The organism is Shinella sp. S4-D37 (assembly GCF_040812195.1).
In the GTDB taxonomy this organism is placed as follows: Bacteria; Pseudomonadota; Alphaproteobacteria; order Rhizobiales; family Rhizobiaceae; genus Shinella.
The window spans coordinates 333,533-355,066 of sequence record NZ_JBFNXL010000003.1 but is presented as its reverse complement, the minus strand read 5'-3'; the positions used below and the strand labels follow the sequence as shown (position 1 = coordinate 355,066).

At 62.7% G+C, this 21,534-nt stretch carries 18 protein-coding genes and 2 pseudogenes; 7 read left to right on the top strand and 13 right to left on the bottom strand.

Features of this window, described 5'->3' with window-relative positions; genetic code table 11:
• The first annotated feature begins 50 nt into the window (after window positions 1-50).
• Genes AB3G45_RS05665 through AB3G45_RS05655 form a run of 3 tightly spaced genes read left to right on the top strand, consistent with a single transcriptional unit; the run spans window position 51 to window position 3,147 of the window.
• Window positions 51-2,021 (top strand): tripartite tricarboxylate transporter permease, encoded by a 1,971-nt coding sequence (locus AB3G45_RS05665; RefSeq protein WP_367829637.1) that lies wholly within the window; start codon window positions 51-53, stop codon window positions 2,019-2,021.
• Between the two features lie 2 nt (window positions 2,022-2,023).
• Window positions 2,024-2,608 carry a chromate transporter gene (locus tag AB3G45_RS05660; RefSeq protein WP_367829636.1) on the top strand — a complete coding sequence of 195 codons (585 nt, stop codon included), beginning with the start codon at window positions 2,024-2,026 and terminating at the stop codon, window positions 2,606-2,608.
• Entirely contained in the window at window positions 2,605-3,147 is a 543-nt protein-coding gene (locus AB3G45_RS05655) for a chromate transporter (protein ID WP_367829635.1), read from the top strand. The genes AB3G45_RS05660 and AB3G45_RS05655 overlap by 4 nt, the downstream gene beginning before the upstream one ends.
• 210 nt (window positions 3,148-3,357) lie before the next feature.
• On the opposite strand, the gene AB3G45_RS05650 is transcribed toward AB3G45_RS05655, so the two are convergent.
• Window positions 3,358-3,801, bottom strand: a complete 444-nt coding sequence (locus AB3G45_RS05650; protein ID WP_367829879.1) for a hypothetical protein — start codon at window positions 3,799-3,801, stop codon at window positions 3,358-3,360.
• On the opposite strand from AB3G45_RS05650, the pseudogene AB3G45_RS05645 reads away from it, so the two are divergent.
• Window positions 3,796-4,172, top strand: a pseudogene (locus AB3G45_RS05645) (hypothetical protein); the annotation flags it as partial. The gene AB3G45_RS05650 and the pseudogene AB3G45_RS05645 overlap by 6 nt on opposite strands.
• A 146-nt stretch (window positions 4,173-4,318) precedes the next feature.
• On the opposite strand, the pseudogene AB3G45_RS05640 reads toward AB3G45_RS05645, so the two are convergent.
• From AB3G45_RS05640 to AB3G45_RS05625, 4 genes and pseudogenes are all read right to left on the bottom strand, one after another.
• A pseudogene (locus AB3G45_RS05640) lies at window positions 4,319-4,853 on the bottom strand (FAD-binding protein); the annotation flags it as partial.
• A gap of 5 nt (window positions 4,854-4,858) precedes the next feature.
• Window positions 4,859-5,788, bottom strand: coding sequence for an electron transfer flavoprotein subunit alpha/FixB family protein (locus tag AB3G45_RS05635; protein WP_367829634.1), 930 nt, complete (start codon window positions 5,786-5,788; stop codon window positions 4,859-4,861).
• 21 nt (window positions 5,789-5,809) lie between these two features.
• Window positions 5,810-6,559, bottom strand: a complete 750-nt coding sequence (locus AB3G45_RS05630; RefSeq protein ID WP_367829633.1) for an electron transfer flavoprotein subunit beta/FixA family protein — start codon at window positions 6,557-6,559, stop codon at window positions 5,810-5,812.
• A gap of 21 nt (window positions 6,560-6,580) precedes the next feature.
• Complete coding sequence (locus AB3G45_RS05625) at window positions 6,581-9,022, bottom strand: FAD-dependent oxidoreductase (protein ID WP_367829632.1); 2,442 nt, start codon at window positions 9,020-9,022, stop codon at window positions 6,581-6,583.
• A gap of 94 nt (window positions 9,023-9,116) precedes the next feature.
• Between AB3G45_RS05625 and AB3G45_RS05620 the strand changes: the two genes are divergently transcribed.
• Window positions 9,117-10,052 (top strand): LysR substrate-binding domain-containing protein, encoded by a 936-nt coding sequence (locus tag AB3G45_RS05620; RefSeq protein ID WP_367829631.1) that lies wholly within the window; start codon window positions 9,117-9,119, stop codon window positions 10,050-10,052.
• Window positions 10,053-10,061: 9 nt separating this feature from the next.
• On the opposite strand, the gene AB3G45_RS05615 is transcribed toward AB3G45_RS05620, so the two are convergent.
• The 8 genes from AB3G45_RS05615 to AB3G45_RS05580 form a co-directional block, all read right to left on the bottom strand.
• Window positions 10,062-11,345 carry an NAD(P)/FAD-dependent oxidoreductase gene (locus AB3G45_RS05615; RefSeq protein WP_367829630.1) on the bottom strand — a complete coding sequence of 428 codons (1,284 nt, stop codon included), beginning with the start codon at window positions 11,343-11,345 and terminating at the stop codon, window positions 10,062-10,064.
• A 24-nt stretch (window positions 11,346-11,369) separates the two neighbouring features.
• Complete coding sequence (locus AB3G45_RS05610; protein ID WP_367829629.1) at window positions 11,370-12,506, bottom strand: aldo/keto reductase; 1,137 nt, start codon at window positions 12,504-12,506, stop codon at window positions 11,370-11,372.
• Between the two features lie 33 nt (window positions 12,507-12,539).
• Window positions 12,540-13,274, bottom strand: coding sequence for an aspartate/glutamate racemase family protein (locus tag AB3G45_RS05605; RefSeq protein WP_367829628.1), 735 nt, complete (start codon window positions 13,272-13,274; stop codon window positions 12,540-12,542).
• 66 nt (window positions 13,275-13,340) lie between these two features.
• Window positions 13,341-14,180: a substrate-binding periplasmic protein gene (locus AB3G45_RS05600; protein ID WP_367829627.1), complete on the bottom strand. Its 840-nt coding sequence runs from the start codon at window positions 14,178-14,180 to the stop codon at window positions 13,341-13,343.
• 23 nt (window positions 14,181-14,203) lie between these two features.
• On the bottom strand, window positions 14,204-14,866 hold the full coding sequence (locus tag AB3G45_RS05595) for an amino acid ABC transporter permease (RefSeq protein ID WP_367829626.1): 663 nt from the start codon (window positions 14,864-14,866) through the stop codon (window positions 14,204-14,206).
• On the bottom strand, window positions 14,866-15,510 hold the full coding sequence (locus tag AB3G45_RS05590) for an amino acid ABC transporter permease (RefSeq protein WP_367829625.1): 645 nt from the start codon (window positions 15,508-15,510) through the stop codon (window positions 14,866-14,868). Before AB3G45_RS05590 ends, AB3G45_RS05595 begins: the two co-directional genes overlap by 1 nt.
• On the bottom strand, window positions 15,507-16,271 hold the full coding sequence (locus tag AB3G45_RS05585) for an amino acid ABC transporter ATP-binding protein (protein ID WP_367829866.1): 765 nt from the start codon (window positions 16,269-16,271) through the stop codon (window positions 15,507-15,509). The genes AB3G45_RS05590 and AB3G45_RS05585 overlap by 4 nt, the downstream gene beginning before the upstream one ends.
• A gap of 613 nt (window positions 16,272-16,884) precedes the next feature.
• Window positions 16,885-17,673 carry a helix-turn-helix domain-containing protein gene (locus AB3G45_RS05580; RefSeq protein WP_367829624.1) on the bottom strand — a complete coding sequence of 263 codons (789 nt, stop codon included), beginning with the start codon at window positions 17,671-17,673 and terminating at the stop codon, window positions 16,885-16,887.
• 119 nt (window positions 17,674-17,792) lie between these two features.
• Between AB3G45_RS05580 and AB3G45_RS05575 the strand changes: the two genes are divergently transcribed.
• Together AB3G45_RS05575 and AB3G45_RS05570 are read left to right on the top strand one after the other, a co-directional pair.
• Window positions 17,793-19,391, top strand: coding sequence for an ABC transporter substrate-binding protein (locus AB3G45_RS05575; RefSeq protein ID WP_367829623.1), 1,599 nt, complete (start codon window positions 17,793-17,795; stop codon window positions 19,389-19,391).
• Window positions 19,392-19,466: 75 nt separating this feature from the next.
• Window positions 19,467-21,470: a CocE/NonD family hydrolase gene (locus AB3G45_RS05570; RefSeq protein ID WP_367829622.1), complete on the top strand. Its 2,004-nt coding sequence runs from the start codon at window positions 19,467-19,469 to the stop codon at window positions 21,468-21,470.
• Window positions 21,471-21,534 lie beyond the last annotated feature (64 nt).

Sequence of the window (21,534 nt, the reverse complement as noted above, 5' to 3'; positions counted from 1 at the left end):
GGGAGGGGTCGATGGAATCCTTTGAGACAGCCTTTCACGCATTGACACTCATGGTCGAGCCTACGCGGCTCATGTTCCTGTCGCTCGGCGTCCTGTGCGGCGTGGTGCTCGGTATCATTCCGGGCATCGGCGGGCTTGCAGGTGTTGCGATCCTTATGCCGTTCACCTTCGGCATGGACCCCTTCACCGCCTTCGGGTTCCTTCTCGGCCTTGCCGCGACGACAGCGACGGGCGACCCGATCCCCGCCATCCTCTTCGGCGTGCCGGGAGGAGCGGGATCGGCCGCGACGGTTCTCGACGGCCTGCCGCTCGCCAAGAAGGGCGAGGCGGGGCGGGCGCTCTCGGCGGCCTACATGTCGTCGATGATGGGCGGCGTCTTCGGGGCGCTCCTGATGGCGGTGCTGCTTCCGGTCATGCGGCCGGTCATCCTTGCGGTGGGCGCGCCGGAGCTCCTCGCCTTCTCGGTCTTCGGCATATCGATGGTGATCATCCTCTCCGGCAAGGCGCCGATAAGGGGCCTCGTCACCGCCATCGTCGGCATCATGCTCTCGCTCGTCGGCTCCGACCAGCAGGGTGCGTCGTTGCGGTGGACCTTCGATTCCCTCTATCTGTACGAGGGCGTGCCGCTGGCGCCGGCGGTCCTCGGCCTCTATGCTCTCCCCGAGCTCTGCGACCTCCTGATCTCGCGTACCGCCATCTCCGGAAAGATCAACAAGTCGGTCAATTCCGGCATGCTGCAGGGCGCCAAGGACTGCTTCAAGCACTGGTTCCTCATCCTGCGCTGCTCCTGGCTCGGCTCCGCCTTCGGCGCCTTCCCCGGCATCGGCGGCAGCGTCATCGACTGGCTCGCCTACGGCCATGCGATCAAGACGGAGAAGGGTGCCAAGGAGACCTTCGGCAAGGGCGACATTCGCGGCGTCATCGCATCCGAGAGCGCCAACAATGCCAAGGAGGGCGGGGCGCTGGTGCCGACCGTCGCCTTCGGCGTGCCGGCCTCCGCCAGCATGGCGCTCCTCCTCGGTGCCTTCCAGATCCATGGACTGACGCCCGGTCCGACCATGCTGACGACCCATCTCGACGTCACCTATTCCATGGTCTGGAGCATCGCGCTCGCCAACATTCTCGGCGCCGGCCTCTGCTATGCCTTTTCCGGCCAGTTCGCCAAGCTTGCGACGCTGCGCTACACACTGATCCTGCCGACGGTTCTCGCCATAATCTATATCGGCGCCTTCCAGGAAAATCGTCAGTGGGGCGACATCTACACGCTCCTCATCTTCGGGGTCATCGGCTGGACGATGAAGCAACTGAAATGGGCGCGCCCGCCGCTGATCCTCGGCCTCGTCCTGGGCGAGACGATCGAGCGCTATCTCTTCATCTCGATCGTCCGCTTCGAAAGCGCCTGGATCTGGCGCCCGCTCGTGCTCATTCTCTTCTCCATGGCACTCGCCGGCTTCTTCCTGCCGCTCTACAGGAGCGTCCGCCAACACGGCGCCGGCATGCTGCAGAGCTTCGGGCGTCCCGTCCTGCGGCCGTCCCAGCTCGTCCACGTTTTCCTGCTCGTCCTCTTCGTCTTCGCGCTCTGCGACATGGGCGAGTGGAACGAGAGCTCGAAGATCGTTCCGACGATCCTGTGCTGGGGCGGGCTTGCACTCATCGTCTTTTCGCTTGCCGTCGACCTCACCTGGCATCCGGAAAAGGTCGAGGGGCTGCACATGGACCTCGAATCCGACACCGCGCACCTCTCGAAACGCGAGGTGGTGACGCGCGCCGCGATCTTCTTCGGTTGGCTGGTCGGGCTGATGATCGCCATGGCGACGATCGGCCTCATCCCCTCGATCCCCATCTTCGTCATCCTCTTCATGCGGATCGAGGGCAGGGAGCGCTGGTTCCTGGCGATCGCGCAGGCCGTCTGCCTCACCGCCTTCGTCTACTTCGTCTTCCACCGCACGCTGCACATCCCCTGGCCGCCGACCTTCCTCGGCTGGGCATTCCCGGAGATGCGCTGGATCCCGTCGGTCTGACGATGGAGACTAGGGAAACGAGAGAGCCGCAATCAGCGCCCGCCGCCCGCAAGGGCGACGGGCCGACCGTCGTGCGGCTCGTCCTCTTCTGCCTGAAGGTGGGTCTCTTCTCCTTCGGGGGCGGTCTCTCCGGCTGGCTCTACCGGGAATTCGTGCAGCGGCGCGGCTGGATGAGCGACGAAGATTTCGGCAGCTCGCTCGCCTTCGCCCAGATGATGCCGGGGCCGACCATCGCAAATCTCGTCATTTGCTGCGTGAGCCGCTTCACGGGGGCGGGGGGCGTCTTCGCTTGCGTGCTCGCACTCCTCGTCGGCCCGTTCTTCGCCGTCCTCGGCCTCTATACGGTCTATGGTCGCCTCAGCCATGAGCCCCTGTTCCAGGCCGTCTCCGACGGTATCGTTTTCGCCGCGATCGGCATGCTGCTCATCATCTGCATCCGGGGCGTGCGCAGGACGATCAGGTTTCCGCCCGGCCTCGGGGTGATCGCGGGAACGGCCTTTTGCGTCGGCGTCCTTCACTGGCCCATGCTCCCCGTCGTTCTCGTCTTTGCCACGATCAGCGTGACGCTCGCCTGGAGGACGCTGTGAACAAGGAACACGAGATTCTCTTTACCCTTGTCGCGATACTGGCACCGTTTTCCCTGCTTTCCGTCGGGGGCGGATCGGCAATCATTCCTGGATTGCAAAGGGAGACGGTAGATGTGCTCAACTGGGTGACAGCCTCGGAATTCGTCGAGATGTTCGCGGTCACCCGCGCCGCGCCGGGGCCTGGGACAATGCTTTCGACCCTGATCGGTTGGAAAGTCGCAGGCTGGATGGGGGCGATCGTCGCGACGCTGTCGCTCATGATGCCTTCTGCGCTCCTGTGCTACGGCGTCTTCCGCCTTTCCGACAGGCACAGTGACAAGCGTTGGAACCGGGCGCTCCGCAAGGGCCTCGCGCCGGTCGGTGTCGGGCTCAGCATCGCTGGCAGCATGACGCTGTTCCGACTGGCGGGGGGCGGTCTTGCAGCAGCCCTCGTCACCGTTCTATCGACCGCGCTCTTCCTGTGGCGCCCCAACCTATCCGCTCTCGTCGTCCTGCTCGTCGGCGCGCTTCTAACTGTCATCCTACGGGGGGCGTTTTGACACCGGCTTTCAGACGCTGCGTGCGATATGAGCTGCCGCACGAACTACAAGCGCTGAGAACACGCTCTCAACGTGGCCCGGCCGTCGCGACTGGCCGGAACATACGCTCGTGGCGCCCGCGGGGACGGCGCTCCGGAAGCCGGGAGCGTCAAGCAATTCCAGCAAATCGATACTAAGCAACCGATGTAGCGGATCGCATGTAAAGTGCGGTCAAGTTCGGTTAAGATAGATTAAGTCTGGCTGCCGAAATCCGTAGCCTACGCGATAGTAGAAGTGGCCCGCGACGGTTCCGTTCTTCTGCACGGCCTGTCTCTCGATGGGCCCGATGCTGTCGAACCACTCTGCGAGTCCATCGGCGGAAACACTGCTTGCCTTCAGGCCGTACATGATCACAACCCTGCCTTCGGAGGGGCGTCCCGCGCGCCAGATGCCAAACATAAGGCCGTTTTGCCCGAAAAGGTTTGGCCCCGTGATGTCTTCCAGTGCCGTGCGGTCCTTGCCGTAGAAGCCCAGTTCGCTGGCGACATTGTAGGCGTCCATGCCGACGAGCAGCGGCGAAGAGCCGGTTCTGGCCGCGACCTCTGCCTTTACCTGCTCGGCACCGGCCTGTATCAACCGGCATCGCGGCATCGCGGCATCGCGGCATCGCGGCATCGCGGCATATTGCTCGGCTCGGCAAAGGATCCCGGCACCTTGTTCGTCAAGACGGTGAAGACGACGAGTGTCGATGCGGCATACGACTCCACCCCGTTCTACGAAGCGTGGCGGACCGTGATCCAGCGGTATGGCATCTACAATCCCTATACCGGTCGCGGCGCGATCAAGGGCCTGCTACCGCTGGCCCTCATAACCTGCGGGACATTCTGGCGACCCACATTCTCAAGCAGACGGGTTCCTACGAGCAGGCAAGCCATGCGATCCAGGATACGCCGGATGTGGGACCGGCACTGGCAGCCAGGATCAGGATATTGAACCAGGTCGGGGAAGCCGCATGGGTCGGCCAGACCGAACCCAGCGCTCCTTAGTATCCGAGCGGATGTGGAAACATCCGGATCCGCTCGGGGTCGGTTCGCTCGCGCTGCGTTGGAGCTAAAGGCCACGGACTCTATGAGAGCCGCCGATGACAAACCCCCGCCACAAGTGTACGAGCACCATGACGAGGATTTCGCGCCATGCCGCGGGTGTAGTTCGGGCCGGGTTCACCGGTGCGCTCGATGCCCATGTCGCCGGTGGCCACGCCGATGACGGCGCCCTCGTCGTTGTAGAGCACTTCGGTCGCGGCACAGCCGGGATAGATCTCGACGCCGAGCTCTTCCGCCTTGGTCGCCAGCCACCGACAGACATTGCCGAGCGAGACGATGTAGTTGCCGTGGTTGTTCATCAGCGGCGGCATGGTGAAGTTCGGCAGGCGCACGGAACCGGCGGGGCCGAGCAGCAGGAAGTGGTCGTCCGTCACCTCGGTCTTAAGGGATGGTCGGCATCCTCGCGCCAGTCGGGCAGGAGGCGGTCGATGCCTATCGGATCGACGACCGTGCCGGAGAGGATATGGGCGCCGCCTTCCGCGCCCTTTCCAAGACGACGACGGTGAGGGCCGGATTGACCTGCTTCAGCCGGATCGCAGCAGACAGGCCCGCAGGTCCCGCGCCGACGATCACCACGTCGAATTCCATGCTTTCGCGTTCGGGGAGTTCCACCATCGACGCCATGCTACTCAAAGCGTCTTTTCAAGTTCGGGCAGGATATCGAAGAGATCGCCGACGAGGCCGTAGTCGGCGACCTGGAAGATCGGGGCTTCCTCGTCCTTGTTGATCGCCACGATCACCTTACTGTCCTTCATGCCGGCAAGGTGCTGGATCGCACCGGAGATGCCGCAGGCGATGTAGAGCTGCGGCGCGACCACCTTGCCCGTCTGCCCGACCTGCCAGTCGTTCGGCGCATAGCCGGCATCGACGGCAGCACGGCTTGCGCCAACCGCTGCACCGAGCTTGTCGGCGACCGGCAGGATGACTTCCCGGAACTTTTCAGACGAGCCGAGCGCTCGGCCGCCCGAGATGATGATCTTGGCAGAGGTCAGTTCCGGACGATCCGACGAGGAGAGGGCGTCGGAGACGTGGGTGGAAAGGCCGGGGTTTGCTGCGGCCGAGATGGTCTCGATGGCCGCGCTTCCGCCTTCGCCGGCAGCGGCGAAGGACGCCGTGCGAACGGTGATCACCTTCCTGGCATCGGTGGACTGAACCGTCTGGATGGCATTGCCGGCATAGATCGGACGCTTGAACGTGTCGGAAGAGACCACCTCGACGATCTCCGAGACCTGCGCGACGTCGAGCAGAGCGGCCACGCGCGGCAGCACGTTCTTGCCGACCGAGGTCGCCGCCGAGACGATGGCGTCATAGCTGCCGGCCAGCGAGACGATGAGCGCTGCCAGCGGTTCGGCGAGGTTGTTGGCAAGGGTTTGGTCGTCGGCGAGCAGCACCTTCGAGACGCCTGCCAGCTTCGCCGCCTGCTCGGCGGCGGCCTTCGCATTGCTGCCGGCGACGAGCACATGCACGTCCGAACCGATCTTGCTTGCCGCCGTCAGGGCTTTCGCCGTCTGGTCGGAAAGGTGGGCGTTGTCGTGATCTGCCAGAAGAAGAATGGCCATGTCTTGTCTCCCTTTCCGGTCTCAGAGCACGCCGGCTTCGTTTTTCAGCTTGTCGACCAGTTCGGCGACCGACTTGACCTTGACGCCCGCCTTGCGGCCCGACGGCTCCTCGGTCTTCAGCACCTTCAGGCGCGGCGCCGTGTCGACGCCGAAATCGCCGGGTGTCTTCTTGTCGAGCGGCTTCTTCTTCGCCTTCATGATGTTCGGCAGCGAGGCATAGCGCGGCTCGTTGAGGCGAAGGTCGGTGGTGACCACCGCCGGCAGCTTGACCTCGATGGTCTGCAGGCCGCCGTCGACCTCGCGGGTGACCTGGGCAGACCCATCACCGATCTCGACCTTCGAGGCAAACGTCGCCTGTGCCCAGCCGAGCAGCGCCGAGAGCATCTGGCCGGTCTGGTTGCTGTCGTCGTCGATCGCCTGCTTGCCGACGATGATCAGCCCCGGCTGTTCGGCCTCGGCCACGCCCTTGAGGATCTTGGCGACGGCGAGCGGCTCGACGGCGTCGTCCGTCTCGACCAGCACGGCGCGGTCGGCGCCCATCGCGAGTGCCGTCCTCAGTGTCTCTTCTGCCTTCGCAGGGCCGATCGACACGACGACCACTTCCGACGCCTTGCCGGCTTCCTTCAGCCGCAGCGCCTCTTCCACGGAAATCTCGTCGAACGGGTTCATCGACATCTTCACATTCGCAAGCTCGACACCCGAGCCGTCGGACTTCACGCGGATCTTGACGTTGTAGTCAACGACACGCTTGACTGGGACCAGGATCTTCATGGTTCTATTCCTCCTCATTCGTTACATGCGGCCGCGCAGGGCTTCCGGGTCGTAGGGCGATTCCGCGATCACGCGGGCCTTGCGCCGCTCGCCGAGGATCGGCACTTCCAGCTCCGTCCCGGGCGTGCCAAGCTCGACAGGCAGCAACGCGAAGGCGATGTCGTGGCCGACCGTGTAGGCATAGCTGCCGGACGTGATGCGCCCGACGAGCTTGCCGTCGTGATAGACGCCCTCATGGATAAGCGAGCTTGCATCCTGCGTATCGATGGCAATCGTCACCGAGCGCTGTTTTACGCCTTCCTGCTGCTGGCGCACCAACGCCGCCTTGCCGATGAAGTCGCCCTTGTCGAGGCGGATGAAGCGGTCGAGGCTGCTCTCCCACGCCGTCAATTCCGGGTTCATATCGCGATACATGGCGCGGTAGGACTTTTCGAGACGAAGCGATTCCAGCGCGTGATAACCGACGAGGCGCAGGCCGTGCGGCTCGCCCGCCGCTAGGATCGCCCGCAACAGCTGCCGCTGGTAGGGCAACGGATGATAGAGTTCCCAGCCGAGCTCGCCTTCGTAGTTGACGCGTAGCATCCGAACGTCGGTCGCAAGGCCGACCGTGCCGGACTTGACGCCGAACCATGGGAAGGCCTCGTTGGAAAGGTCCATCTCGGTAAGGCCCTGCAGCACCTCGCGAGCCTTTGGACCGACGACGGTGAAGCAGCCGCGCTCGTTGGTAACATTGCGAAGCTGCACGCTGCCGTCCTTCGGCAGGAGCTTCGACAGGTCGTCGAAATTCCAGCGCTCGGCGCGCGGCGTCGAGATCAGGCAGAAGCTGCCGTCTTCCAAGCGCGCCACCACATATTCGGCCTGCACACCACCATTCTTCGTCAGGTGGTGACTGAGATTGACGCGGCCGGCCTTCGGCAGGCGGTTGGCGAGAATGCCGTCGAGCCAGGCTTCGGCATCGGGGCCGGAGACCTCGAACTTGGTCATCGGCGTCATCTCGACGAGACCGACGGCATTGCGCACCGCCTTCACCTCTTCGGCGACGTAGTGGCCCTTCTGCGTCCAGCGCCAGCTATACTGGTCCTTGGCCTCCACACCTTCCGGCGCAAACCAGTTCGGCACTTCCCAGCCGTTCAGAACGCCCCAGACGGCGCCGCGCTGCGACAGGATATCATAGGACGGGGCAGTCTTCTGTGGGCGGGCGGCGGGCATGTCCTGCCCGGGATAGTGCAGCTCGGCATGGGTGCCCCAGCTTTCTCGCACCTTCTGGCGCGTCCATTCCTTGTTGGCGTAGGTGCCGAAGCGACGCGGGTCGAGTTCTGATGTATCGAGGCTGTTGGCGCCCTCGACGATGCGCTCGGAGAGATAGTACCCGATGGCACCGCCCCACAGGATGCCGCCCGGCACGCCCTCGGCGATCCAGACATTCTCCAGCCCCCAGGCGGGACCGACAAGCGGCAGCTCGTCGGCGGTCATCTGGAAGGGGCCGCGGACATTCGCCTTGATGCCCACGCGGCCGAGCGCAGGAACCATCTCCATCGCGGCTTCCCAGTTCCAGGCGACCGCATCGAAATCCTCTTCGACAAGGTCGGCGCCGAACCATTCCGGCACGCCATTCTCGGCGAAAAGCTTCAGGTGCTCGGTCTTCTCATAGGGGCCGAACATCAGCCCGTCGCCCTCTTCGCGCAGATAGCCTTCGAAGCCCTCGTCGCGCAGGATCGGCATTTCGGGCAGGCCCTGACGCTTGCGCTCGATGATCTCCGGAACGGCATCGGTGATCCAGTATTGATGCAGGATCGGGATGGCCGGTATTTCGAGGCCCAGCATCGCGCCGGTCTGGCGGGCGTAGTTGCCCGTTGCCGAGATGATGTGCTCGCAGATGATCTCGCCATTGTTGGTGATGATCTTCCATTCGCCGCCGGCGAGGCGCTCGAAACCCTTCACCTCGGTGTTGAGGTAGATCTTCGCACCGCGGTCGCGCGCGCCCTTGGCCATGGCCTGCGTAACGTCGGCCGGAGCGATATGGCCATCATCGGGATGGTAAAGCGCGGCCAGCATGTCCTCGTTGTGTTCGAGCAGCGGCCAGAGCTCGCGCGCCTCCTGCGGCGTCACGAGTTCAGCGCGAATGCCCTGTACCGCGGCAACGCTCATATAGCTCTTGTATTCGTCCAGGCGATCACGCGTGTTGGCGATGCGCAGCTGACCGCATTTGTGCCATCCTACATGCTGGCCGGTCTCCGCCTCGAGGCCTTCATAGATCTCGATGGTCTTGGCAATCATCCGGCCGATATTGATGCTGCGCGCATAGGAGGGGATGAGGCCGGCAGCGTGCCAAGTCGAACCGGCGGTGAGCTGCGTGCGCTCCAGAAGCGCGACATCCGCCCAGCCGCGCTTGGTGAGACCGTAGAGAATGGCGGCGCCGACGCAACCACCGCCGATGACGACGGCGCGAGCATGAGTTTGCATGGAAAGGTCCCCTCGAATTGGTTTTCACCAACCTACAAACGCCCTTTCGGCCTGTAATCTTGCTAAAAATTGCCGAGGGGCATAACCTCAGATTATGCACAGACTCCGTTCCCTCGTCCCCTCCGCCAACTACCTCTTCTGCTTCGAGGCCGCAGCCCGAAGGCGCAGTTTCACCGCTGCGGCACAGGAGCTGAACGTCAGCCAGCCGGCCGTCAGCAAGACGATCCGCCTGCTGGAAGAGGCGACCGGGCTAAAGCTCTTTCGACGCGAGCATACGCGGCTGGAACTGACGGCGGAGGGGCAGCGGCTCTACAAGGAGACACAGGAAGCCTTCGACCATCTGCACATGGTGATCTCGTCGCTGCAGAAAAAACACTCCAACGATGTGGTGCGTGTTTCCTTCTCCGCGTCCTTCGTGCAGCTGTGGCTTCTACCGCGACTGAAGGACTTCAAGGCCAAACACCCTGACGTATCGCTGCGCATCGAGGAAAGCAGCCGCGACGACCAGGATCTGGTCGAGGAGGATATCGATCTTTCCGCGCGCCTCGGCAACGGCAAGTGGCCAGGCATTCACTCCTGGCGATTTGTAACGGAGGAAGTGCTTCCGGTGTGCAGCCCGGAATATCTGAGGGACCACGGGCCAATCCACGAACCGGCGGATCTTCTCCAGCATACGCTGCTGAATTTCGAAGAAAGGCACCGAAGCCGTCTTGGCTGGCGTGAATGGCTGGAGCGCCACGCGGTTCCCGTTGCCCGGCTGAAGCAGGATTTCGTCTTCACCGATGCGCTCGGTTCCATCGAGGCGGCAGTGCTTGGCCAGGGCATCGCGCTTGGCTGGAAACACCTCGTCCACGACCACATACAGGCTGGACGACTGGTTCTGCCCTTGCAGGAATCCTATCGGTCGGGGCACGCGGTCCACATCATCATGCCGGCGCAACGCCCGCCGAAACGTGGGACGGAGCTTTTCCGCGACTGGCTGATCGACCAGGACGCCGATGCCAGCGTTCTGCAGCCCAACGGGAAATGATGTCGCCAGCTAGAACCTTTCGCCCACGAAATGGGCGGCTTGGGCGCCCGCTTCGTAGTAGAGTTCCTTCAGCGGCCGGAGGGCCGGCTCCTGCGGATCGCTGAGCGGCAAGGGCAGTTCCGCTTCGGTCTTCTCGCCCAGGATCAACTGCGCCAGCGTGCGTCCGAACACGGTGCCCGGAGCAATGCCGCGGCCGTTGTATCCGGAAAAGCCGACCACATTGTCGGCGAAGCGGTGGAAGCGTGGCAGGGCGTTGTCCGTCATCCCGATCTTGCCGAACCACTCACATTCGAATTCGACGGGGCCAAGCTGCGGAAAGAGCCTTTTCAGCGCGCGTCTTGCCCAAGCGACATGGATAGCGCGGCCGGTATTGCGCAGCGCACCCACACTGCCGAAAATGAGCCTGCCGGCATGATCCATACGGAAGGACGACAAAATATCCTTGGTATCCCAGACACCTTCTCGCCCTGGCAAAATAGACGACAGGAGATCAGGCGACAGTGGCCGCGTTGCCAGGTTGAAATACGGCAGATGCACCTGCTCGCGGCGGACACCGATCCAGGGGCCGGTGCTGTATGCATCCGTCGAAACGATAACCCACGGGGCGGTGACCGAACCACGGTCGGTGCGCACCCTCCATCCATCTCCGGAGCGTTCGCATGCGACAACGCGCGAACCGGTATGGATGACAGCGCCGGCGGAGATTGCGGCCTTTGCCAGGCCGCGCACGTAGGCGAGCGGCTGCAGCGTGCCCGCCCGCATGTCGAGCAGCGATCCGGCATAAGCCCTGCTTCCGGCGCGCCGCGCCGTCTCCGCTGCATCCAGAAGCGTGACGGGCGCGCCGCGCCGTTGCCACTGGCTCGCGCGCTCCTTGATTTCCTTCAGCCCTGCGGCACCCACCGCGCAATGCAATGTCCCCTTGCGCTCCAGCTCGCAGGCGATACCGTGTTTCTCGATGAGGTCCATGACCAGCCTTGGCCCATTGCCCAACATATCGAGCAGACGTTCGCCATGGATATCGCCGAGCGCACCGGGCAAATCGTCCGGCATCACCCACATGCCGGCATTGATCAGCCCGACATTGCGGCCGGCCCCGCCAAAGCCGATTTCCGCCCCTTCGAGCAAGACCGCGTGGCGGCCCGCCTCAGCCAGATAGAGGGCCGCCGAAATCCCGGTAAACCCGCCGCCAACAATCACGACCTCTGCCTGCCGACCGGCTACCAACGGCTGCGTCGCCGGAGCGGGCGGCGCCGTTTTTTCCCAAAGCCCATGGGAGCGCGGGTCGTTCAGCATGGTCTCGGCCCTTCCAGATCCTTGTTACTTCTGTGTCTTCGGCTGACCGAAGACATAGTCTGCCACCTTCGGCAGGAAGATGTCGGAACGATATGTCTTTGGCTTGTCACCAACGGAGCTGCCAGTGTTCAGGATGCCCGCCTGATAATCGTCGGCAAACAGGTTGTAGGGATAGGGCGCTTCGATGGCGCTGGCTGCGTCGAGCACGACGCGTTGGTCGGCGGTCAGCTCGAAATCGAGTGACGCCAGATTGTCTTCGAGTTGATCGAGCCTGCTTGCGCCGACGATAGCAGCGGCAACGCCCGGGCGATTGACGACCCAGTTGAGCGCCACCTGCGCCATGTTGCGTCCCACCTTCGTAGCCGTTTCCTCCAGGGTGGCGACGATGCGGGCATTGCGTTCGTTGAACAGGCCCAGACCGGTGCCGGAGGCATCGAGCGCAAGGCGCCCCGCCTGTGCGCCGGAGCGGTACTTGCCGGAAAGCAGCCCCATGGCAAGCGGGCTCCAGGCGGTGATGCCAAGCCCGAGCGTTTCGGCAAGCGTTACGAATTCGTGCTCGATGCTGCGTTCGACCAGCGAATAGGGAAGCTGCAGGCTGATCGGCGTGGCCAGCGCATGGGCTTCTGCCCAGGTTTGCGCCCGCGCCGCATACCAGCCGGGCACGTCGGACAGGCCCCCATATCGGATCTTGCCCGCACGCACGAGATCATCGAGCGTGCGCATCACTTCCTCCACCGGTGTCATACGGTCCCAGGTGTGCAGGAGATAGAGGTCGATGTAATCCGTCTTCAGCCGCCGCAGCGAAGCCTCGACCGCGCGCAGGATGCTCTTGCGCCCATTGCCGCCCGCATTCGGGTTTCCGGGCGAAAGGTTGTTGGAGAACTTCGTCGCGATGACCACTTGGTCACGAAGCCCGGCATCGGCAACGAAACTGCCGACGAGGCTCTCGCTCGTGCCCCCCGCATAGGAATCCGCCGTGTCGATGAAGTTGCCGCCCGCCTCGACGTAGCGATTGAAGATCGCGCGGGCCGTCGCCTCGTCACTGCCCCAGGAGCCGCCAATACCGCGGATACCTGCATTGCCGAAGGTCATGGTGCCCAGCGCAAGGCGGCTTACCCGCAATCCGGAGCGGCCTAGAAGGTAGTAAAGATCGAGCGACATCGTCAGTCCTGCATTTTGCCTGAAGCACCCGTGCTACATGGCGCCCATGTAGGGGCGGCGCGCGGTGCTCTGCTGCACGTAGTTGATCATGGTGATGAAGTCGAAGACCGGCCGACCGGTCACCGCCTGCACGGCATGGGCATAGGGCGGCAGATCACTGCACTCAAGCAGGAGGGAGCGGACATCGGGATTATCCTCCACGAGACGCCGCGCCACCTCCGTCACTTCACGTTCCATCGCAGCGCAGTCCAGCGTTCCGCGCTCTTCCAGAATGGCCTCACGAAACTCCGTCTGCCCCTCCATGCCGGCAACGGCAAGAGGAACGTGGTCGGCGACGTTGCAGGCAGCAAAGTGGCGCGGGGTCAAACGCGAGGCGTTGGCGGTAATGACGCCGACCCGCCCGCCGCACAGAGCATGCATGAAGGGAATCTGCATCAGGCTCGAAAGGAAAACCGGAATTTCGACAGCGGCCGCGACTTCTTCCTGAAAATAGGCCATGAAGCCGCAAGCGCCCGTGATTGCCTTGACACCCCGGTTCTGCAGTTCGATGGCAGCCTCGATGAAGACTTCCTTCAGGGCAGGATCGCGCTGGTTGAGCAGGCGGTCGATCGACGCACCCCGGACCTCCTGGAAGCGCACGGGATAATCATAGGTCGTCGCATTGCCGACATTGCCTGGCACGCAGGGATAGGCGGCATCGAGGATCAGGATGCCGATCTGCTCACCGTACCACGACTGCGTCTTTCGCGTGACCGTATAGACAGTCATCGTTGTTCTCTCCGACTTCCATGTCAGGGAAATGCGGGAGAGTTCCTTCTCCCGCCTATTGGCTCGTTACTCGACGAGACGCGGCGCGCCTGTATCGGCCGCGGTGCCATCCAGACCGTAGGAGTTGAGGATGGTGACGATCGTGCCGTCCGCATGCATTTCGACAATCGCGGCGTCGAGCGCGACACCGAATTCCTTGGCGTTCAGCGAATAGGGGAAGGCTGCCTGCGCGGCTTCCTTTGTCGCCTTCACACGCTCGTCCGGAGCAGCCACATTGACCTTCACGTCGCCAAGCGCGCCCTTTTGCGCGGCGACGACGCCGGTCGAATATCCATCGACCGCGACGTCGATGCGGCCCGACGACAGGTCCTGCTGCATGTTGACGGAGTTCGGATAGAGCTTCAGCGAGCCGCCGAGCATCGCCTTCAAATCGGCGACCCAGAGATAGCCCTGCACCGTACCGACCTGCTTGCCCTCGAGGTCGGAAACGTTCTTGAAGCCTTCCTTCGAATAGATACCCATCTGGTCGGTATAGATCGGAGCAGAAAGGCTCATCACCTTGGCGCGCTCTGCCGTGCGGTACCAGTCGCCGGTGGTGATATCGGCCTGACCGGACAGGACATACTGGATAGCCGCTGCCGGATCGACCGCAACGGCCTTGACCTTCAAGCATTCACGCTTGGCGAATTCTGCGGCGATGTCACCGTCGATGCCCTTCATGTTGCCGCTGTCGTCGACGAAGGAATGGGGAACATAGGTGGTGACCGCCACGGTCAGCGTGCCCGCTTCGACCGTGGTGAACTGATGCTTCGGCGTGCACTCCTGGGCGGTTGCGGCCCCGACCGACAGGACCAGACCGGCAATACCGGCAAGGAGGAACCGCGTGGTGGTATTGGTTTTAGGCATGCAGGTATCCTTTCAGCTTGGTTTCAACGTTGCGCGTAGAGGCCGGCACGCTTTTCGACGTGATTGACGAGAAGCGCGGCGGGAATGGAAATGGCGGCGTAGAGCACCCCCGCGGCGAGCAGTGCGGGGAAGTAGCGGAAGGTGGTCGAGCCGATCTCGTAGGCCCGGCTCACCAATTCCGGCAGTGCGATGGTGAAGCAGAGCGAAGTACCCTGGAAAATCAGGATGGAAAAACCGAGCAGCGCTGGAAGCGCCACCCGAAGGCCCTGTGGCAGGAGCACGTAGCGCAATTCGTCAAACCGGTTGAGGCCAAGTGCTTCGGCCGCCTCCCGCTGGCCATGCGCGACGGACTGCAGGCTCGCGCGGATGATCTCGCTGGTATAGGCGCCGGTGTTCCATGCAAGGGCGATGATCGCGGCCGAGAAGGAACCGAGCGTCAGCCCGGTTGTCGGCAGACCGAAGTAGATGAACTGCAGAAGCACCAGTGCCGGCGCGCCACGGCCAACCTCGACGAGAAAGAGGCTGATACCTTTCAGCAAGCGGTTCTTGGCAAGAACGCCCAACGCCAGGAGGAGTCCAAAAGGAATGCCGATCAGCAGGCTGAGCGCCGTTACCTGCAGGCTGATGGAAAGACCCCCTAGAAGGTCCGGCAGCCAGGCGGAGATTTCGTCGTGGGTCGGAAACATCAGCGTGCCACCTTTGCCCGGAGATAACCGTCGGCGACGCGCGAGAGCCAGGCGATCGGCAGGCTGAGGAGCACGTAGAAGAGACCGACCAGCGCGAAGACTTCAAGGCCGCGGAACGTCAGCTGCGAGAGCTGGTTACCCTGGTAGGCAAGCTCCGCCACGCCGATGGTGGAGGCAACCGCAGTCTCCTTCATCAGGCCGATCAGATAGCTCGCCGCCGACGGCAACGCGACGCGGAAGGCCTGTGGCGCGACGATATCGCGGAAGATCGACCAGCGGCCGAGATCGAGCGCCGCCGAAGCCTCCCACTGCCCGAAATGGATGGAAGCGACGGCACCGCGGTAGATTTCCGCCATGTTCGCAGCCGCGATCAGCCCGAGGCCCATCAGAGCAGCATTAAAGGGGCTGATCGGCATCACGCCCATGCCAAGGCCGAAGAAGATGATGAAGAGCCAGAGAATAGGCGGAATGGCGCGCACGATCTGGATAGCCGTCATGGAAATGAAGCGGAGCGGCCAGAGGCGGCTTTGGCGCGCCGCAAGCAGCGGAACGCCAAGCACGACGCCGATAAGGAACGCGCCAGCCGTGAGTGCGACCGTCCAGGTCAAGCCCCGCAGAAGCGGCAGAAGGTCCGCCGCGTTCATCGGTCGTGCACCGCACGAAGGAAACGCTTCGTCCGCTCCTGCTGCGGATTGCGCATGACGTCCTTAGACGGCCCCTTTTCGACGATATGCCCGTCGGCCATGATCATAACGGTATCGGAAACGTTCTCGGCAAACCCCATCTCGTGGGTAACGACGATCATAGTCATGCCGGTTTCAGCCAGTTCCCGCATGACAGCGAGAACCTCCAGACCGAGTTCGGGATCGAGCGCCGAGGTCGGTTCGTCGAAAAGCATTATCTCAGGATCGAGGGCGAGAGAGCGCGCTATGGCGATGCGCTGCTGCTGACCACCGGAACAGCGAGCCGGAAACTGCGCCGCCTTGTCCGCAAGCCCCACCCGCTTGAGAAGCTGCATGGAGCGCTCATCCGCCTCCGCCCGGCTGCGTCCCAGGACGCGTTCCTGTGCAAGACTGACGTTTCGCAGAACCGACATGTGCGGAAAGAGGTTGAAGGACTGAAACACCATGCCGACCCGCCGGCGAAGACGGGAAAGTTCCGCCCGCGCAACAGGGCGGGCAGCATCGATCGTCATCGAGCCGATAGTTATGGTGCCGCCATCCGGCGGCTCGAGATAGTTGATGCAACGCAGCAGCGTGCTCTTGCCGGAGCCGCTCGGCCCGATGATGGCGAGCACCTCGCCAGAGCGCACATCGAGATCGATGCCGTCGAGAACGGTATGGCTACCGTAGTGCTTGCTGAGAGATTTGAGGTCGATGAGGACGTCGCTCGAGGCTGGTATCATCGCGGGCTGTGCCCTGCCATGCAGCCGATCATCTTCCCGCAGATAAAGGATGGCACCATCCATATCATCGTGACCCCCAATAGATCAGCACTCCGCGCCGCCTTCGTGGGCTGGTTATCGCCTGTGCTGCCTGTTTATGAATTGGCCGTCGGAATTCCCGCTTCCGGCCGTGTTCCCGTCGTTATTGAGAGGATGGTAGCATTCTGCCGCCCGCTGAGCAGGGCGAAAAAATTGCCTCCGCACCAAACCTGAAGTTATGCAACGCGTCCTGGATCAACGAAAGCCGTAGTTCCGAATGGCCGCATGGAGAGGGTCCAATTACCCCGCTTGATAGATGACTTCCAGCGCTACCCTGCCTGAACTGTGCTCGTCCGTCTCGATTTCACACCCTCTACGGCAGGCGACGGCGTTACAGTTGCTGCCTGGAAATGATTTAAAGTAGTGGGTTCCAGATGAGGATTTTGATGGTGCAACCTTCTCGCAGGCATGGAGCAGGGCGAAGTCTCAAACCGGGTCAGTTTCATGTAGTCCTCAACACCCGCTGCCATGCAACTCGCCCTGCCGGTGTTCCGGCCTGCTCAAACCTTCGACAGGGCGATCTGGCGAGGCCTCGTCAATATTCCGTCGGCACGGTCAGAAGCTCTGCCGGTGGGCCGTCGAGGAAGTTCCGCACCGTTGGTGGCAACTGCCGCGCGTTAAGCGGCAGCACGCCGCAACGCGACAGCGTCGTCCGCAGGTTGGGTTTGGGGCCGAGGTGGCGCCAGATCATGCGTGAGGCATAGGGCAGGTTTCCCTGTCGCCATGCGACGCCGAGAGTAACGCCGCGCAGGTAGACGCGTTGGTGTGCCGCCTCGAAGGGAATGAGGATGGTCTGTGACAGCATCGGATTCACCCCGAGGCTGCGCTCGGTGATGAAGATGCGGTTGCGCCAGAAGGCGGCAAGGCCGGTATATTTCGAATCCTGGCGAATCTCGCTGTCGCTGTCGCGAATGCGCTCCATGGATTTCACCCGCATTTCGCCATGCCCTTCGTAGATCCGGCTCAACGAGCAGATCACGAGATCCGGCCAGGAAGGAGAACGGTGATAGGTCTGGAAATAGCCGGTGTGCCTGCGAAGCGCCTCGATATCACCTGGAAACCCCTCGAGCAAACCCGCCCGAACCGCAACGTGTGGCTCCAGCTTCTGCAGGCGCTGGCGAAAAATCGGCGGCGACAGTGAGAAATCGCCGGCCGCCAAGCCGAAATAGTCGGCAATACGGGCAAGATTATACGCGGAGGGCTGCGTGTCACCGTTGATATAGCGGTTGAACTGCTGCCGGTTGATCGAGACCTGCCGGCAGATATGCGAAATCGAGCGTTGCGTGGCGCAGGCCGACTTCAGGTTTTCCAGAAAATTCTCCACGCGCCGATCCGTTCTACCCAGCTTAAACTCGCTTAAAGTAGCATCAACCCGCGAAATTGCGCAACGCCTGCACAACGCTAGGCTCTGATACAACAACAACATGAATGGGGACCACGGAAATGTCAGATATCGGCAAGCCTCACAGTGCAACCATGCCCGCTGGCGCGGTCAACCGCCGCGAATTCCTGGGCGGCGTCGCCGCCCTGGGCGGCGTGATGATGCTGAGCCCCGGCGGTATTTTGATGCCGAAATCAGCTCTCGCGGCTGATGAGCCGAAACGCGGCGGCAATCTCAAGCTCGGCATGAACGGCGGCGCCACCAGCGATACGCTCGATCCTGCGGGTTACAGTGCCTCCGTCCTTTTCGTCGTCGGGCGTCTGTGGGGCGACACACTGGTCGAATCCGATCCGAAGACCGGCGCGGCACTCCCCTCCCTCGCCACCGGTTGGGAGCCCTCGGCGGATGCCTCCGTCTGGACCCTTAAGCTACGCGACGACGTCTCCTTTCATGACGGGACCAAGATGACGGTGGCCGACGTCGTCGCCACGCTGAAGCGCCACGCGGATGCCAATTCGAAATCCGGCGCGCTCGGCCTCCTTTCCTCCATCAAGACCATTGAGGAGAAGGCGGGCGATCTGGTGCTGACGCTTTCGGAAGGCAATGCCGACCTGCCGCTGCTCTTGACCGACTACCACCTGATCATCCAGCCCAAGGGCGGGGTGGAAAATCCCAATGCAGCGATTGGCACCGGGCCCTATGTGCTGAAGAGTTTTGAGGCGGGCGTGCGCGCGACCTTCGAAAAGAACGCCGCCGACTGGCGTTCGGATCGCGGTTTCGTCGACAGTGTCGAAATCATCGTGATGAACGACACGACGGCACGCATTGCAGCCCTTTCCTCCGGCCAGGTGCACTTCATCAACACCATCGATCCCAAGACCGTGCCGCTGCTGGAGCGCGCACCGACGGTGGAGATCGTGCGCAACGCCGGCAAGGGCTTCTATGCCTTCTTGATGCATTGCGACACCGCACCCTTCGATAACAATGACCTCAGGCTCGCCTTGAAATATGCCATCGACCGGCAGGCGATCCTCGACAAGGTGCTGGGCGGCTACGGCACCATCGGCAACGATTATCCAGTGAACGGCAACTATGCGCTGGCTCCGGACGATATCGAGCAGCGGACCTACGATCCCGACAAGGCCGCATTCCATTTCAAGAAGTCCGGCCATGAGGGTTCCGTTCTGCTGCGCACTTCCAGCGCCGCCTTCCCCGGCGCGGTCGACGCTGGCGTGCTCTTCCAGGAAAGCGCCAAGAAGGCAGGCATCGACATCGAGGTGCGACGCGAACCGGAAGACGGCTACTGGTCGAATGTCTGGAACGCCCAGCCCTTCTGCGCCACCTATTGGGGCGGCCGCCCGACGCAGGATTCGCGCTACTCGACCTCCTACCTCTCGACAGCGGAATGGAACGACACCCGCTTCAAGCGCGAGGATTTCGACAAGCTGGTGCTGCAGGCACGCTCCGAGCTGGACGAAGCCAAACGCAAGGCTCTCTACCGTACTATGGCGCTGATGGTGCGGGACGAGGGCGGCCTGATCCTACCGGTCTTCAACGACTATGTCATGGCGCAGAGCAAGAGCGTGAAAGGCTATGTCAACGATATCGGCAACGACATGTCGAATGGCTACATCGGCAGCCGCGTCTGGTTCGACGCGTAAGCTCAGCACCCCAATCCCCTACAGGAGGTCGGAGCGTTTGCGCGGCAAACGCTCCCGAACGGAGTATTCAGAATCATGCCAGGCAAACGTCCCTTCACCGTCATCGAGAACGAATGGATCACGCTTGCCGACGGCACGCGGCTCGCCGCCCGCATCTGGATGCCGGAGAATGCCGAAAACGACCCGGTACCCGCGGTTTTCGAATTCTTGCCCTACCGGAAACATGACGGAACCTGCCTTCGCGACGATTCCACCTATCCGGAATTCGCGGCCGCCGGCATTGCCGGCGTGCGTGTCGATATCAGGGGCTCGGGCGAATCCGACGGCGTTATCGATGGCGAATACACCCCGCTGGAACTGGCAAATGCCTGCGAACTCATTGCCTGGATTGCCGCCCAGCCCTGGTCGAACGGCGGGGTCGGCATGATGGGCATCTCCTGGGGCGGTTTCAACTGCCTGCAGGTCGCAGCCCTGAGGCCGCCCGCGCTGAAAGCCGTCATTTCCATCGCCTCTACCGTCGACCGCTACAACGACGACATCCACTACAAGAACGGCACGCATCTTTCCGCCCAGCTTTCCTGGGCCGCGACCATGCTGGCCTACCAGTCGCGTTCGCCGGATCCCGCACTTGTCGGTGAGCGCTGGCGCGAGATGTGGCTCGAGCGGCTGGAAAAAGAGCCCTATTTCATGGAGGAGTGGCTGACGCATCAGCGCCGCGACGCCTTCTGGAAACACGGCTCCATCGCCGAGAATTTCAACGATGTGCGGATTCCCGCCCTCGTCATTTCCGGCTGGGCGGACGGCTACCGCAATACGCCGCTGAAGGCGGTCGAAGGCCTCGGCGACAAGGCCAAGGCCTTGATCGGCCCGTGGGTGCATAAATATCCGCATTTCGCCTGGCCCAAGCCGCGCGCCGATTTCCTCGGCGAGGCGATCCGCTGGTGGAGCCGTTGGCTGCGCGGCGAGGAGAATGGCATCGAGGCCATGCCGCAGGTGCGCGCCTATATCATGGACGACATTCGGCCTGCCCCCCGCCGCGATTTCGATAAAGGTTTCTGGATTGGCAAGCAGCGCTGGAGCGAGCCGGAGGCAGCGAATTTCTACGTCGATCAGTTCGGCACGCTGGTTGGCGGGAATCCGATCCCGAGCGCCAAGGGGCATGACCGCTATATCCGCTCGCCCCTCGACACCGGCACGGCTTCGGGAGAATTTTTCACCCTGAAACCCGACGCGGAAATGGCCCTCGACCAACGCGGCGACGATGCTGGTTCAATGGTATTGGAAACGACAGTGCTGGATGAGGATATCGATATCCTCGGCCGCCCTGTACTGGCAGTCGAGGTCGCCTGCGATGGGGACTGGGCTAATCTCTGCGCCCGCCTCGTCGACGTCCACCCCGACGGTACCGCAACGCGCGTGTCCTTCGGCGTGCTGAACCTTGCTCATCGCGATGGACACGAAAATCCCAAGGCCATTACCCGGAACGAGAAAACCACGATCCGCATCGAGTTCGATGCCTGTGGCTATCGTTTCCGCAAAGGCCACCGCATCCGCCTGTCGATCTCGACCGCCTATTGGCCGATGATTCTGCCTGCGCCGACGGATCCCGGTGTAACGCTCGATCTCGCCTCGCTCGGCCTTGCACTGCCAAAGCTCGGCGCACACGAAAAAATCACGGTCAAGGAGCCTGACAATCCCGACCCGTTGCCGAAATATCTCGAACATACTTCCGGTACCACACGGCGCTGGGTGACGAAGGATATGACGGCCAACCGCACGGACTATCATATCCATGAAGACACCGGGCTTTCAGAGCGCCCTGGTACGGGTCTCTCCACCCGCCAGTTGCGCGAGGAATTGTGGTCGATCAGCCCGGACGACCCGCTGTCGATGAGCGGCCAGTCCACCTGGACCTGTGACATGCAGCGCGACGGCTGGTTCCTGCGTACCGTCTCCACCGCCCGCCTGTCCTGCACCGCGCAGGAATGGGTAACGACCGCCGAACTCGTCGCCTATGAAGGGGAGAACGAGGTCTTCCGCAAGGCGTTCGAAAAGCGCGCTCCCCGCGACTTCATGTAGGAAAAGGGGCCGCGCTGCATGTGCGTTATGGCCTACGCTCGAAGCCATTAGGTGCGTGCTCTAG

Excerpts from the sequence above, each read along its gene's own strand:
- AB3G45_RS05665 (WP_367829637.1), top strand. The coding sequence starts at position 51 with ATGGTCGAGCCTACGCGGCTCATGTTCCTGTCGCTCGGCGTCCTGTGC.
- AB3G45_RS05660 (WP_367829636.1), top strand. The coding sequence starts at position 2,024 with ATGGAGACTAGGGAAACGAGAGAGCCGCAATCAGCGCCCGCCGCCCGC.
- AB3G45_RS05650 (WP_367829879.1), bottom strand. The coding sequence starts at position 3,801 with ATGCCGCGATGCCGCGATGCCGCGATGCCGCGATGCCGGTTGATACAG.
- AB3G45_RS05635 (WP_367829634.1), bottom strand. The coding sequence starts at position 5,788 with ATGGCCATTCTTCTTCTGGCAGATCACGACAACGCCCACCTTTCCGAC.
- AB3G45_RS05630 (WP_367829633.1), bottom strand. The coding sequence starts at position 6,559 with ATGAAGATCCTGGTCCCAGTCAAGCGTGTCGTTGACTACAACGTCAAG.
- AB3G45_RS05625 (WP_367829632.1), bottom strand. The coding sequence starts at position 9,022 with ATGCAAACTCATGCTCGCGCCGTCGTCATCGGCGGTGGTTGCGTCGGC.
- AB3G45_RS05620 (WP_367829631.1), top strand. The coding sequence starts at position 9,117 with ATGCACAGACTCCGTTCCCTCGTCCCCTCCGCCAACTACCTCTTCTGC.
- AB3G45_RS05615 (WP_367829630.1), bottom strand. The coding sequence starts at position 11,345 with ATGCTGAACGACCCGCGCTCCCATGGGCTTTGGGAAAAAACGGCGCCG.
- AB3G45_RS05610 (WP_367829629.1), bottom strand. The coding sequence starts at position 12,506 with ATGTCGCTCGATCTTTACTACCTTCTAGGCCGCTCCGGATTGCGGGTA.
- AB3G45_RS05605 (WP_367829628.1), bottom strand. The coding sequence starts at position 13,274 with ATGACTGTCTATACGGTCACGCGAAAGACGCAGTCGTGGTACGGTGAG.
- AB3G45_RS05600 (WP_367829627.1), bottom strand. The coding sequence starts at position 14,180 with ATGCCTAAAACCAATACCACCACGCGGTTCCTCCTTGCCGGTATTGCC.
- AB3G45_RS05595 (WP_367829626.1), bottom strand. The coding sequence starts at position 14,866 with ATGTTTCCGACCCACGACGAAATCTCCGCCTGGCTGCCGGACCTTCTA.
- AB3G45_RS05590 (WP_367829625.1), bottom strand. The coding sequence starts at position 15,510 with ATGAACGCGGCGGACCTTCTGCCGCTTCTGCGGGGCTTGACCTGGACG.
- AB3G45_RS05585 (WP_367829866.1), bottom strand. The coding sequence starts at position 16,271 with ATGATACCAGCCTCGAGCGACGTCCTCATCGACCTCAAATCTCTCAGC.
- AB3G45_RS05575 (WP_367829623.1), top strand. The coding sequence starts at position 17,793 with ATGTCAGATATCGGCAAGCCTCACAGTGCAACCATGCCCGCTGGCGCG.
- AB3G45_RS05570 (WP_367829622.1), top strand. The coding sequence starts at position 19,467 with ATGCCAGGCAAACGTCCCTTCACCGTCATCGAGAACGAATGGATCACG.